This is a genomic window from Citrobacter sp. On2M (assembly GCF_018035235.1).
In the GTDB taxonomy this organism is placed as follows: domain Bacteria; phylum Pseudomonadota; class Gammaproteobacteria; order Enterobacterales; family Enterobacteriaceae; genus Citrobacter; species Citrobacter meridianamericanus.
In genome coordinates, this window is the sequence record NZ_WPCV01000003.1 from 22,562 (window position 1) to 35,845 (window position 13,284).

A 13,284-nucleotide genomic window follows, 5' to 3' on the forward strand; every position below is an offset into this window, starting at 1 on the left:
AGTCCTGCTAAAACGTTCGTTTGATATCATTTTCCCCAATTTTGAATGGCAGAGAATCATGAGTGACAGCCAGACGCTGGTGGTAAAACTAGGCACCAGTGTGTTAACGGGCGGATCGCGCCGCCTGAACCGCGCCCATATCGTAGAACTGGTTCGCCAGTGCGCGCAGCTCCATGCCGCAGGGCATCGTATTGTTATCGTTACTTCGGGCGCGATTGCTGCCGGACGTGAGCATCTTGGTTACCCTGAGCTCCCGGCAACGATAGCTTCGAAACAGCTGTTGGCGGCGGTAGGGCAGAGCCGATTGATTCAACTGTGGGAACAGCTGTTCTCGATATACGGTATTCATATCGGGCAGATGCTGCTAACGCGTGCGGATATGGAAGACAGAGAGCGCTTCCTCAATGCCCGCGATACGCTGCGCGCGCTGCTCGATAACAACATTGTTCCGGTCATTAATGAGAACGATGCGGTGGCTACCGCCGAAATTAAAGTGGGTGACAACGACAACCTTTCGGCGCTGGCAGCGATTCTGGCCGGGGCCGATAAGCTGCTGTTGCTGACCGATCAGCAGGGACTGTTCACCGCCGATCCGCGTACTAATCCGCAGGCGGAGCTGATCAAAGACGTGCACGGTATTGATGATGCGCTGCGCGCTATTGCCGGGGACAGCGTCTCTGGCCTGGGAACCGGCGGCATGGGGACTAAACTACAGGCCGCCGATGTCGCGTGCCGCGCCGGGATCGACACCATTATTGCCGCAGGCAGCAAGCCAGGCGTGATTGGCGACGTGATGGAAGGCGTTTCCGTTGGGACGCGTTTTCATGCTCAGGCTTCTCCGTTGGAAAATCGTAAACGCTGGATTTTCGGCGCGCCACCTGCCGGTGAAATTACCGTCGATGAAGGCGCAACAGGAGCTATTCTGGAGCGCGGCAGCTCGTTGCTGCCAAAAGGTATTAAAAGCGTGACAGGTAACTTCTCTCGTGGTGAAGTGATCCGCATCTGCAATCTGGAAGGGCGCGATATTGCCCACGGCGTAACCCGCTATAACAGCGACGCGCTGCGCCGTATTGCCGGACACCACTCACAACAGATTGATACCATCCTGGGCTATGAATACGGCCCGGTTGCTGTCCATCGCGATGACATGATTACCCGTTAAGGAACAGGCATATGCTGGAAAAAATGGGCATTGCTGCCAAAGCCGCGTCATACAAGTTGGCGCTGCTCTCCAGTCGCGAAAAAAATCGCGTACTGGAAACAATCGCTGATGAGCTGGAAGCACAAACCGAAAGCATCCTCAGCGCAAATGTACAAGATGTTGAGCAGGCGCGAGCCAACGGCCTGAGCGATGCGATGCTCGACCGCCTGACCCTGACGCCGGCGCGTCTGAAAGCGATTGCTGACGATGTGCGCCAGGTGTGTCATCTCGCCGATCCGGTCGGGCAGGTGATTGACGGCGGTCTGCTGGACAGCGGCCTGCGTCTGGAGCGTCGTCGTGTCCCGCTGGGTGTGATTGGCGTGATTTATGAAGCGCGTCCAAACGTCACCGTCGACGTGGCTTCCCTGTGCCTGAAAACCGGCAATGCGGCGATCCTGCGCGGAGGAAAAGAGACGTACCGGACGAATGCCGCAACCGTGGCGGTGATCCAAAAGGCGCTGGAAGCCTGCGGTTTACCCGCCGCAGCCGTGCAGTCGATAGACAACCCGGACCGCGCACTGGTCGCTGAAATGCTGCGTATGGATAAGTACATCGACATGCTGATCCCTCGCGGTGGCGCGGGTCTGCACAAGTTATGTCGTGAGCAGTCGACCATTCCGGTGATCACCGGTGGTATTGGCGTATGTCATATCTATGTAGATGACACGGCAGAGATCGCCCCTGCGCTGAAGATTATCGTCAACGCCAAAACCCAGCGTCCGAGCACCTGTAACACTGTAGAAACTCTGTTAGTGCATCAGGACATCGCGCCACGTTTTCTGCCTGCACTGAGCGAGCAGATGGCGCAAAGTGGCGTCACGCTGCATGCCGATGAGATGGCGCTGGCTACATTGCAGTCAGGGCCCGCTAACGTGGTCGCGGTGAAAGCCGAAGAGTATGACGACGAGTTTCTGTCGCTGGATTTGAATGTGAAAGTCGTTACTGACCTGGACGATGCCATCGCCCACATTCGCGAGCATGGGACCCAACATTCCGATGCGATCCTGACGCGCACGCTGCGTAACGCCGATCGTTTCGTGAATGAAGTAGACTCTTCTGCCGTGTACGTTAACGCTTCTACGCGTTTCACCGATGGCGGCCAGTTCGGATTGGGTGCGGAAGTAGCGGTAAGTACGCAAAAACTGCACGCGCGTGGTCCAATGGGGCTGGAAGCACTGACCACATATAAGTGGGTTGGCTTCGGCGACGACACGATCCGAGCGTAATTGAAACCGGGTGATGCACAAGCAGGCGTTGATGCGCAAGGTTAATGCATCTCCCGGTTAGTTTTATCTGTTGCTTCTGGTACGTGGTTGTTTTCCGTTCTGCAATTTATTAATCATCTTTGCTCTCCTTCGTCGCGTCAGAAGTCTGCATATCGCAGAATTTTCCGTGCCCACATGAATTTTCCTGGACCGCAATTCACGTCTTGTTCCTGATGGTAGTACACCGGTCACAGATTACTCCGCGTCTGCCAGACGGCTACTGGACTGGGGATGTAAAAATACAGTTCAATGCAACCCTTATTCTTTCTGGTCAGGCCAAGGACGTTTTTCGCTTCTTTTATAAAAGTCCAGCAGATGATGTCGAGCGTTATTATCGTTTGCAATGGATAGATGAGCCGGTCACCGAAAGGGCGGAGACTCGGGCTAATAAAGTGGCTGTTGTGACAGCGTCAGCAGGGAATTGGCGCGATTTTGGTAGTCGCGCCGCGTAAAGAGCGCTTTGAATACAGCCGTAATGGCGACGTTATCAGCAATACCGGCAATGTTTCATTTCGTGTGATCGACTATGGCGCTTGCAAAGATAAAGCCCACGAGCAGGGACGGGGCTGTCGTGAACGTTATTACATTATGCCGGGTACGCGAATAAAACTGCCGTTCACGCATCGGAATCTGGCACGGTAAGCGGTCATAACAGTGAAATGATGGTTAATAGCAGCCATCTGTACGGGGTAAATAAAAATACCGGGTTGTAAGGATGCACAAGACAACAAAAAATATTGTCGGCGGTAGAATTTGTTTCTTTCTTGCACTGATATCAGGAACTTCACATGCTGGTCCCGTAAAAGTGGGTAATTACGTTATTCCCAGCGCTTTTGCTCGTTCACTGGAGCAGAAAATGACAGTGTAAATAGACCCATTTTAGTTCCATGCGTTTTTTGAGAACCCGGTCAAATTGACTCATTTCTGGGAGGAAATGGCAAAAATATGGCACAAGGCACTTTTGCTGAACATCGCGTGAAGTCGCGTAGATAATGGTGCCGATAATAGGAGTCGAACCTACGACCTTCGCATTACGAATGCGCTGCTCTACCAACTGAGCTATATCGGCCCTGAAAAGGACATGTCCACGAATGTGAGCACGGGGTAGAAGGTTAAAACTAACCGGGCGACGCGTCAATGGCCTTGCGAATCAAACGCCTATTTTTGCATCATCCGGTATCAATTAGGCACGAATCGTGTCGTCACAGGAATGCTTGTACGCGGTCGGGTAATTCTATAACCGGCGACAAACACGCAGCTCATAGTGTTCCCATTCCAGCCCAAAATGTATCCGCAGTTGCTCCTCTTCAAAATCAATATGCAATCTGGCAACCGCCAGCATAAACAGCGGTACAACCCGTATCCCAACCAGACTGACGTTCTTTGGGCGTGACATGGAATTTTGTTTTTTCACCGCGAAGAACCGTAACCAATGCACGAAGATTCATGGCGAACAGTGAAAGATAGGACGATTTGCCATCCCATGCGGATATCCCCCACATACCGAACATAAATGCTAGCTCGGAGAATAGAAAGAAGGGTAAAAAGTGGAGATAAAATGGCGTGGAGTAGGCCGAAACAGGAAGGATCCCGGTAAAAAGATACACCAGCGGCGAGATTAAAAAGACGGTATTCCACAAGCAAGCAAGGTACGACCAGAAGGTAGTACCGTACATTAACGTCTGCGCAATGCTCAGTTTAATCTTACTATTCCTGAATATCGTGTCGTGAAGGAGGATATCGAGGGAACCTGCCGCATATTTAAAACGCTGGATCATCCAGGTCAACAGATCCTGCGGCGATAACATTTTTGATTCAATCTCAGGATGCATGACCGAGCGCCAGCGATGTTCGCGATCCCCGTGCAGCAGAATAGAGGTATAGATATCTTCAGAGACATGGAATTTATAGGGGGTTAGCTCAGTGTCATAAGCCACATGCATTTTCATGGCCTGGCGTTGCTATTCCCGCAGCGCACTGTCCGGCACCTCCCGGGTGTAACGCGCGATTTCCGATTCCACTGTATGAGCATAATGACGTAACGCACTTTGCATGATGGCTTCCCGGCGATGAATGGACGCAGCTCCACAGCAAAATGCGGTATTAGCCCAGTTTCTGCGCCGCAGTATGACGTCGTAAAATATCTGCGGATCGTTAAAAAAGGGGGTCACGACCAATGGTGTGCAGACCCACCAATTTTTCCACAAACCTGCCAAATGCGTGGCCCGGTCGGCCTAACTTTTCTCGCAGTACTTTGGGCAGACGCCTCCCGGCAGGGAGATCATAAAACCACTGGGGAGTCTGAACCCAGGCGACGGCCGGGGCGCGAAAATAACCCAAGGTATTGGTTAGGATGGTGGAGAAAACGCGAGTGTCTGCATCGCATATGACGATAAAATCGCCGTAGGTGTGCTCCATACCGTTGCGTAGGTTATCGGCCTTAAAACCAACATTATATATTGTTGATATTGTCATTATTCTCACTATTCTTATTTTACGGCATTTTAGCTTTGTTGATACATTCGAGTTGACACATTTTACTGATCGCTATTCTGGCGTGGCTTACGCTATGTACCCGGTCAGTGAACAGGTAAAAGAAGCTTGGTATAATGAAATTAATTTTTTACAAATAGGCCCACATCAGTCACAGATCCTGGGGTTATATTTTTATCTACTCATTCTTAGGGTGAAAGCAGCATTCCGTGCCTGAGAATAGGGGTTCGCTAATAATTTCTGTGGGCTTTTTCTAAATGTGTTTCATTTTCACCTTTTAGAATGAATTAACCAAGTCTGGTTGATTCCCTGTTTAACATTTTTTAGTCTGGATTATATTATCCTCACTATCTTGAACTATTGGGGTACTAATGAGGATTTATGGGGCTCAATGAAAATAAATGCAATGATAACGAATATCATAATCGTTCTTTGATGGCGAAAAAAAGTACGATGGTGAGTGTGGTTGTTAATATATTCTTATCCTGCGCTCAGATTTTGCTGGGAATATTTTCTGGATCACAGGGGCTAATCGCTGACGGTATACATTCGTTTTCTGATTTGGTTTCGGATTTTGTCGTTTTGATTGCCAATAAAAAAAGTCGCAAACCTTCTGACGAAGATCACCATTATGGTCATGGACGCTATGAAAATGGGGCTTCGTTGATTATTGGCGCAATCCTGTTCCTTGTCGGATCCATTATGATTTGGTCCGCAAGCGGCAAGCTGTGGCACCCTGAAGCCATTTCAGAGGTGCATATTATTGCGTTGTGGGTAGCACTGTTCGCGCTGGTAACTAAGGAACTGCTATTCCGCTATATGCTGGCTGTCGCGACACGCATTCAGTCGTCTCTGCTCATTGCTAACGCCTGGCATGCACGATCTGATGCCGCATCATCAGTAGTCGTGTCTGTCGGGATTGTCGGCAATTTACTTGGTTTTCCATGGGTTGATCCGGTAGCAGCAATGGTGGTTGGTGTTCTGATTGCCCGTATGGGCTACACTTTTGCCGCCAGTGCACTTCATGACCTGATGGATCGTTCAGCAAGCACGGAGATGGAAACCGCAATTAAAGCAACTATTCTCGCTGTCTCTGACGTCCTCGGAGTACACGATCTGAAAACACGAAAAACGGGCGATCTCATACTGGTAGATGCACATATTGAAGTTGATGGAGGGCTTTCTGTCAGTGAAGGGCACAATATTGCCAGAGCAGTACGCAAGGCAGTGCTGGAAAATAAAAATGTGCTGGATGTCATGATCCACACAGACCCTTATCAGGGAAATGGATTGCCCGTTTGTTAATTATTCCAGGCTTATTGTTTCCTCCATAAACACGTAGTCAAGATGACATCTTGAAATATAGAGTGATCTGACTACGCTATTTTTCATGACCGCGCCGGATGTCCGTCAGCAACAGGTTGGCGGACGCCATACTCAGAGAAAGTCTGTCCTGCACTACAAGTACATCTGAATTGCGCTCTTTCCTGAACCGGAAATTATTCATACGACCTGTGCCATGACATAACGGCGAGTAGTTTTGCCATCCCGCACCAGCCTATCATTTCGGCAAGCATCAGACCCGTTCCCACAAATCTGGGATAACATACAGCACAGGGGGGGGCAGGAATAGTCCTGCCCAGTTGAGATGTTCATCTCGAGGATGCGGATGTTTTCATGGACGGTTTTATTGCGCGATGCTGAGTTGTCGTTGGTACATTTCCTGGCTGAGTGCTCCCAGCGATAACTTGATACGATGTTCGTTATACCATAGTATAATCATCTGAATTTAAAATTCCTATTAAATAGCATCATGGAATCATTGAGGTAACTCTTAAATATCCACTATACGGTCCTGCCGTAGTGTTTTTATTCGTAATTGATATATTTCGCATCAGTGTCACCGGTGAGTTTTTGACTCCTGGCGAAGTTATCGTGTCGGATAAGCCATCAATGCCAGTTGCATTTATTTTTAAATTCGCCTCCCCCACGTCATCAGTAAACTCATACTCAAGGTTTATTTTTGTATTGAGCACATTACTTTTTGTCGTTATGGTAACAGGAAGGGACTTAACCTCATCAAACAATACTTGACCAAAAGCAAGACTTGCAGGAGATATTTCAACAGAAACATCAGCTATTTCAGTGTAATTTACTGTACCAACGGCAATGCCAGCAGAATATGTACCCCACGGAGCGGTCCATAATATATTTCCGTCAGCATCCCGTATCTGAGGCGGCGGATGTCCGCCCTGGTTTCTGTCACTCAGATACACTTGAAAGGTATACGAAGTCCCGACAGGGACTGAGGGATGGCACATTCCATCCTCAATCCCGAAGTAACGCCCTGCGGTCATAGTTGTATCTACGATATAACCATATCCGATCTTTTTTCCTGAGAATCTTGAGTCTATCGGCACCTTAATTTCCGGTACGTTATTTCCCAGGCCCACACTCTCATATCCATACTCAGTCATCTTAACTATTGGTTCTAACCTGGCGGACTCATGACTATAGTTATTTATCTCATCCCAGGCAGTTTGCTTAACCGACATGGTAAATGGACCATCATGGCTGAGAATATTTTTCCAACCAGTTAAATAATAAGGGAGTTGATTATTATTGACGCTCGAAAACACCGGTCCGACAGCTCCCGCATTTAATACATAGACTAAACCCGGCACGGATAAATCAATATCTGGTGGGATAGTCCACCAGGAATCGGTAACTTCTTGTCTAGTGTTTGCCGGAAGTCCTGCTGTGACAACGACACCACACACAGCCTCGATATAGAAGGGGATAATTCCAGTAGCTATGAAAATAATAAAAGATAATTTGTTTTTGCTCATTCTGACATATCCAATCAGGGATTATTTATTGTAAATATGATAGCGGCTGTGAGTTTAGTGCCGGCCACAATTCCCGCTCCTGACCTCACCGTTGTTACCGGTGTGATAATACAGGTTCTGGTTGAATCACCGGGGCAAAATGGTTTACCCGTATCAGCTCCGGATATTGTGTTAAACTCAATAGCAGATGACTGACTATCCTTAAGAGAAAGATACACTGGGGTAACGTTACCTGTCATTTCATCCTGCATCTGAATTAATCTTTTGTCATCCACTGACAAGCTACCAGTGACCACCCCAGCATTTATCGAGGATCCCCTGCTGTATTTGCATTCAATTTTTAAGGAAAATGGCGCGTGTATTTTCTCCCCCAAAGTAATATCACCAAGGTTAACTTCCTGCGTGTTACTGCCATCAGAGAAACTTACATTGCAGGGTGGAGCAACAAAAGTAGCGGTGATGGGTATTAATTTTGTGGCTGATGAAGTAGCTGCACTGGAGCATAAAGGCATCACAGTAAAAAAAAGGGAAAGGAGGTTATAGTAATTTATTTTCATGACCACTTTACTCATTTTAATTTCAGAAATAGACACCCAGAACACTAGCCATTTACATAGAACACTGTGTTTATTTATTTCTTTTCATTATAAAAATATTCTTCTGTCAGTTCAGGGTCAGCGTGACCAGCACATTTGCTGCAGCCTGTCCGGCACGCGCTGTGGATGCGTCAAGAAACACAGTGAAATCCATATTCTTTCCCGTCAGTGCAAGGGGTTCGTTGAGTCTGGCAGACATCCCGTCACTGACCCGCTGAAAACTGACTCTCCCCCCATTCAGAACCAGTTTTCCATCATCTGAGTCCGCATGGCTGAAAGTCAGCGTGGCGGAGGGTAGAATGGCCGGTGCAGTCACAATACTGAAGCTGAGGGGGCGGGTAAGTATCTGGCTACTGCCTGTCGGCACATCGCCAAAATCAATGGTATCCGGCGTCAGTATAAATTTCACTGGCGTAGCCTTTCGCGTGCAGGTGACAGAGGGCCATGGCTGAGCTGACTCGGTTGTCAGGTCCCCCTGCAGGGAAAAACTTCCAGTATAACCCTGGATATAAGTCACCGGTCCGAGCGTCCAGGTGATAGTGTGGTCCTGAAATTCATCCGGAGGTGCTACCGGAAAATCCAGAGGCGTCGCCTTATTACTGGTCACTCCATTCAGTGCCAGCGTGCTGTAAACCAGGGTATTGAGTATCTGTGAATTACCTGTAGTCTCGGTAACTATCACATCATTGGTATAATTCACAGGACACTTGCTGCCAAAGCTGAGGGTTCCGGGTGTGCTGTAAACGCAGGCTGTAAGCACAGTCTGCCCTGTTCCTGTTGACATCCTGTCCGCATCAAACCAAATGCCAATGTAAGACACTCCTCCTTCCTGATTAACAAAAGCCCTCACAAAAGAATATCTGGTGTTATTTCTTATCACTTCATCATTAGCGTAAGCCGGAAGTCCGGGTGACTGTGAATCATTTGTCCGGATGATGCGGTTTTTATTGAGAGTGACTGTACCCATCCACAACGTCCCAGTGGCAGATGGCGGCAAAGTAAACGTTCTCCCCCTTATACTGATGTCTCCATTTTTGAGGGTACAGTCATATGTCCATGCCGCCCGGGCAAACGGAGAAGATAAAATCAGCAACGTCAGTACTGCGCAGCGTATCTGTTTATTCCTTTTCATTACCTTCCTGTCCAAAGCCTTTTGAAACACCATCATGGATACATCACGCTGAACCGTACGGTGGCCGTGGTCTGCCCCCGGGGCGTGTCTGGCATCACCCGTGTCGATGGCGTCACCGTGCAGCTGCGGTTGTCCGTCCCGGCACAAAATCCCAGTGTTCCATCGGTCGCCCCGCCACCTGTCAGGTCGATGTCCTTATTCCCCGCGCTCAGCCAGAACGCAGCCGGCGTGCCACTGCCTCCTGCCGGACCGGTCATCGCCATTTGTGTACTGCTCCCTGCGACCAGCACACTCCCCACCTGCTCACCGTAAATCACCGTGGAGACCGGGGCCGGGCAGCTGATATCGATCTTCACCGGATAATGGGTCTGTGTCCCGTTTAGCAGACTGCCAAGAAATACCGTGTCCGGCACCGTCAGCGTGCAGGGAGGTACCGTGAAGGTCGCCTTTATTGTCACTGTCGCCGAGGCCGTCGTCGCCGCCCGCACTGGATGCAGACCGGCTATCAGAAGCGCCAGCGAGGAGGACAGCGCCAGAAGTACGGCCTTACTTAACGTCATAACTCACCGCCCCGCCCCAGTCGTTGAGTGCATCCACGCTGACCCCGCTCAGGCCGCTGTGTCCCGTACTGGCTTCTGAATACGGTGCCAGCTGCGCCAGCGCCCGCTGGGCAACGCCGCTCAGCACCACCTCTTTCCCCTGGCTTTTCACCTTCGTCACCGCAAAGTAATAGGGTGTCGGATTCTTTATCCATACGCTGCCGTCCCGGTTCACCAGCGTCAGCTGTTTCTCCGCATCCTTTCTGCCCTCCACCAGAGCCTTTGGCCGGTAGAGCAGCTTCACCTGGGTGTTCATGGCTATCGCTATCACACTCCCGTCCGTCTCCTTCGGCTTCGGCGGGATTTCCTGCACGTTGAGGCGGAACAGGGATTCCCGGTCAGACGGCAGGGTGGGATTCACATTCATCAGGCGGACTATCTGCCTGCCTTTCGGACCCACTCTGAAAAAAGGCGGGGACGGCACCATGAACACATCCGCTTTATTCTGAGAGACATTATCAATCCACACCTGGCCCCCATAGGTCTCCTGCGAACTGCTGCTCACCTCAAAGGAGATGCTCTTCTTCCCCTCGTCATAGATAAAGCGCGTCCCGTTCAGGGTGAACGCCGCCATTGCGGAGCTGATCAGGGTCGTACCCAGTACGACTGCCAGCGCTGCCTGCAGTACCATTTTTTTTCTGTTATTCACAACGAATCTCCTGAACGGTTCCGGTATTTTCTTTTAAGCCTGCCGCGCTGAAGCGGCACTGTTTCCCGCTGCTCTGGCTGACGGTAATGGTTTTCGGGATGGACAGCAGGTTCATCAGCAGCACACCGTTGCGGGTGATAAAACCGGCATCCAGACCCTGCTCCGTGGTGGCACTTCCTCCGGTGAGCGTGTTGCCCTGCGCATCCCGTACGCGCACGATGTAACGCAGTACGTTCTGGAAGCCAAACTCCCGGTAAATAATTGCTTTCTCTGTCGGCACCACGTCATACGAGGTGTTAAGCAGCTCGGCGCTGTCCGGAACGTTTTCCGGATTGATGCTGATGGTTGTCGGGTTATACCCGGTCAGGTACAGTACCGTGCTGCCGCTGCTGTTGGTCGGCAGGGAGCCGTTAAAGGTCACCCCCGGGGTGTCCTTAATCCGCACCACCGCCACGGTATCGGATGCCTCTTTGGTCAGCAGCAGCCCGGTCTGTGCCGTGGCAATCGCCGACCCGGAAAGGTTGCCGGACAACGTGGTGGTCTCGCGGCTTTTTGACACCGCCAGGTTGGTCTGTACCCGGTCAAAGGCATAGCTGACCGACGCCCCGGCTGTATTGTTGCTGCGTTCATCCGTCCCGGCATTGACGCTGTAGTTCAGACGCTCGTTCAGGGTCGCTGATGTGCTGGTATTGAATGACGTGCCGCTGTAGCGGTTGTAGCCTACCGAGTTACTGCTGTAATGGCGCACCCCGCCCAGGGTGAACGGAATACTGACCCCCAGCGAACCGGAATATTCATCCGACGTGGACCAGGCGCTGCGGGAATAGTTGCCGCTGAGGTACAGCGAGATGCCGTCCAGAACCGTGGTGCTGGCGGACAAAGACGCCCCGATGGCATCCCTGTCCCGGTTCCAGTAGGACTGCTGCCAGAACGACCCGCTGAGATACACACTGTCCAGCCGGTGGGACAGACGGGCTTCATAGCGGGCCTTCTCCCGGCCATCAAACCAGATGTAGTGGTCATTGAGCCCCAGGCCGTCCGGGTCATATATCTTGCGCCCGTACCCGTACTTCGGGTTCCAGTTCGCAAACTCGGTATACCCGGGACTCTGGTAACGGTAGGTCAGCAGCTGGATGTCGGTTTTACTGGTGAAACTTTTGGCATACTTCACCGTGGCGCTCACCCCCTGGCGACGCGGGCCGTCATCATATTCTGCCCGGGAGCCATTCACACTGAACGCCAGCGCGCCCCACATGCCCATGGACTGCGTCACCCCGATGCCGGCAGCCTGATACCCGCTGTGCAGCAGGGTGGCCATATTCAGCGTGGTGGATGACAGCCCCCAGTCCAGACTGGCCAGCCCGAAAGTACCGTTCCCGGAACTGAACGCATCGCTCAGCCGGTTCGTGTCGTTACGCTGTCCCACGGCCAGGTTATAGTTATAGTCACCCGGTCGCAGCAGGGAAGGCAGGGTGGCTACCGGGTATTCGGTCACCGTTTTACGGCCACCATCGTCTTCCACCGTCACCACCAGATTCCCGTTACTGGTGGAGTTCAGGTCATCCAGACGATACGGCCCGGACGGCACCACCCGGGAATAGATGGTATAGCCTCCCTGGGCCACCGTGATGCGGGAGGTGGTGGAAGCCACCCCGGTAATCACCGGGGCGTAACCCCGGGTCTGCCAGGTGCGCATATTGTTGTTGGAGCGCAGGGCAGCACCGTAGAAGCCGAAATCGCTGAACAGTTCAGTCCGCGTCTGCGAACGGCCAATCAGCAGGTCGCCCTTCACCTGACTGATGGCCGTGGACAGGGTCAGGTTGTTGGTGGTGAATTCATTGCCCCACGCATTGCGGGTGGCATTCATGTCACTGGATAAAATCCAGCGCCCCACATTCAGGCTGGTATTGAAACTGCCATAAGCATTGAGGGTATCGTCCCCGTATCCATTATTATTCCGGGTCTGCACGTTCTGGTTAAAGTTGCCGTTATATTTCAGACGCAGACCGTTAATGCCGTAGTCCCAGCGGGCGGCATCGTTTTTTTCCGCCAGCCAGGCCTGGGGAATACCAAAATCCAGCGTCTGGCTGCCGGCGTCGTAACTGACTTTTGTGCTGTCCTTTTTCCCCGGCTGATAGCAGCCCCGGATGCTGTCAAAGGTGTCCTGGTAGGCCTGCGGCTTAAAGAAAATACCTGCATTCTGCAGCCACTCCGGGCTCAGGCAGAGCTGACCTGCCTGCTCATCCTCCAGGCTGATAACCAGCGTCGAACGCCCGGTCCGGGTGCCGTTGAGCGAGACATCGACATAGTACTGACCCGCAGGGTATTTCACACCGTCCTTCAGGACTGAGGGGACATCCGTGGTTCCCTGCAGGAATGCCGTGTTGAGTTCCGTGGCAGACGCAAAGGAAGAACAAATGCTCAGTGCCAGAAGTGACAGCGCAGGTTGTTTTATTATTGTGGAGGTTTTTGTATTCACACCGACCTGCCTTCAGAGCAA

9 protein-coding genes, 1 tRNA gene and 2 pseudogenes are annotated in these 13,284 nt (G+C 51.4%); 4 read left to right on the plus strand and 8 right to left on the minus strand.

All coding sequences use genetic code 11. The features are described from left to right. Positions 1 to 58: 58 nt before the first annotated feature. From proB to On2M_RS08730, 3 genes and pseudogenes are all read left to right on the plus strand, one after another. Positions 59 to 1,162 (plus strand): glutamate 5-kinase, encoded by a 1,104-nt coding sequence (proB, locus tag On2M_RS08720; protein WP_005133587.1) that lies wholly within the window; start codon positions 59 to 61, stop codon positions 1,160 to 1,162. Positions 1,163 to 1,173: 11 nt separating this feature from the next. Continuing rightward, positions 1,174 to 2,427 carry a glutamate-5-semialdehyde dehydrogenase gene (gene proA / locus On2M_RS08725; RefSeq protein ID WP_210904669.1) on the plus strand — a complete coding sequence of 418 codons (1,254 nt, stop codon included), beginning with the start codon at positions 1,174 to 1,176 and terminating at the stop codon, positions 2,425 to 2,427. Between the two features lie 296 nt (positions 2,428 to 2,723). Further along, positions 2,724 to 3,118: pseudogene (locus On2M_RS08730) on the plus strand (hypothetical protein); the annotation flags it as partial. A 341-nt stretch (positions 3,119 to 3,459) separates the two neighbouring features. Here On2M_RS08730 and On2M_RS08735 read toward each other — a convergent pair. Together On2M_RS08735 and On2M_RS08740 are read right to left on the minus strand one after the other, a co-directional pair. Further along, positions 3,460 to 3,535: transfer RNA gene (locus On2M_RS08735), tRNA-Thr, on the minus strand. A gap of 244 nt (positions 3,536 to 3,779) precedes the next feature. Beyond that, a pseudogene (locus On2M_RS08740) lies at positions 3,780 to 4,920 on the minus strand (cellulose synthase); the annotation flags it as partial. Between the two features lie 420 nt (positions 4,921 to 5,340). On the opposite strand from On2M_RS08740, the gene On2M_RS08745 reads away from it, so the two are divergent. Next, positions 5,341 to 6,264, plus strand: coding sequence for a cation diffusion facilitator family transporter (locus On2M_RS08745; protein WP_210904670.1), 924 nt, complete (start codon positions 5,341 to 5,343; stop codon positions 6,262 to 6,264). A 506-nt stretch (positions 6,265 to 6,770) separates the two neighbouring features. Here On2M_RS08745 and On2M_RS08750 read toward each other — a convergent pair. The 6 genes from On2M_RS08750 to pefC form a co-directional block, all read right to left on the minus strand. Beyond that, positions 6,771 to 7,808 carry a hypothetical protein gene (locus On2M_RS08750; RefSeq protein WP_210904671.1) on the minus strand — a complete coding sequence of 346 codons (1,038 nt, stop codon included), beginning with the start codon at positions 7,806 to 7,808 and terminating at the stop codon, positions 6,771 to 6,773. 14 nt (positions 7,809 to 7,822) lie between these two features. Continuing rightward, positions 7,823 to 8,380, minus strand: coding sequence for a hypothetical protein (locus On2M_RS08755; RefSeq protein WP_187259307.1), 558 nt, complete (start codon positions 8,378 to 8,380; stop codon positions 7,823 to 7,825). 91 nt (positions 8,381 to 8,471) lie between these two features. Further along, positions 8,472 to 9,104 (minus strand): hypothetical protein, encoded by a 633-nt coding sequence (locus tag On2M_RS08760; protein WP_210904672.1) that lies wholly within the window; start codon positions 9,102 to 9,104, stop codon positions 8,472 to 8,474. 464 nt (positions 9,105 to 9,568) lie between these two features. Then, positions 9,569 to 9,994: a fimbrial protein gene (locus tag On2M_RS08765; RefSeq protein ID WP_278238086.1), complete on the minus strand. Its 426-nt coding sequence runs from the start codon at positions 9,992 to 9,994 to the stop codon at positions 9,569 to 9,571. Between the two features lie 88 nt (positions 9,995 to 10,082). Next, positions 10,083 to 10,784, minus strand: a complete 702-nt coding sequence (locus On2M_RS08770; protein WP_304522381.1) for a fimbrial chaperone — start codon at positions 10,782 to 10,784, stop codon at positions 10,083 to 10,085. After that, positions 10,777 to 13,263: a PefC/AfrB family outer membrane usher protein gene (gene pefC / locus On2M_RS08775; RefSeq protein WP_210904674.1), complete on the minus strand. Its 2,487-nt coding sequence runs from the start codon at positions 13,261 to 13,263 to the stop codon at positions 10,777 to 10,779. Before pefC ends, On2M_RS08770 begins: the two co-directional genes overlap by 8 nt. Between the last annotated feature and the right edge of the window lie 21 nt (positions 13,264 to 13,284).

What these genes read in the sequence shown, in the direction of transcription:
- proB (WP_005133587.1), top strand. Translation starts at nt 59, where the DNA reads ATGAGTGACAGCCAGACGCTGGTGGTAAAACTAGGCACCAGTGTGTTA.
- proA (WP_210904669.1), top strand. Translation starts at nt 1,174, where the DNA reads ATGCTGGAAAAAATGGGCATTGCTGCCAAAGCCGCGTCATACAAGTTG.
- On2M_RS08745 (WP_210904670.1), top strand. Translation starts at nt 5,341, where the DNA reads ATGGGGCTCAATGAAAATAAATGCAATGATAACGAATATCATAATCGT.
- On2M_RS08750 (WP_210904671.1), bottom strand. Translation starts at nt 7,808, where the DNA reads ATGAGCAAAAACAAATTATCTTTTATTATTTTCATAGCTACTGGAATT.
- On2M_RS08755 (WP_187259307.1), bottom strand. Translation starts at nt 8,380, where the DNA reads ATGAGTAAAGTGGTCATGAAAATAAATTACTATAACCTCCTTTCCCTT.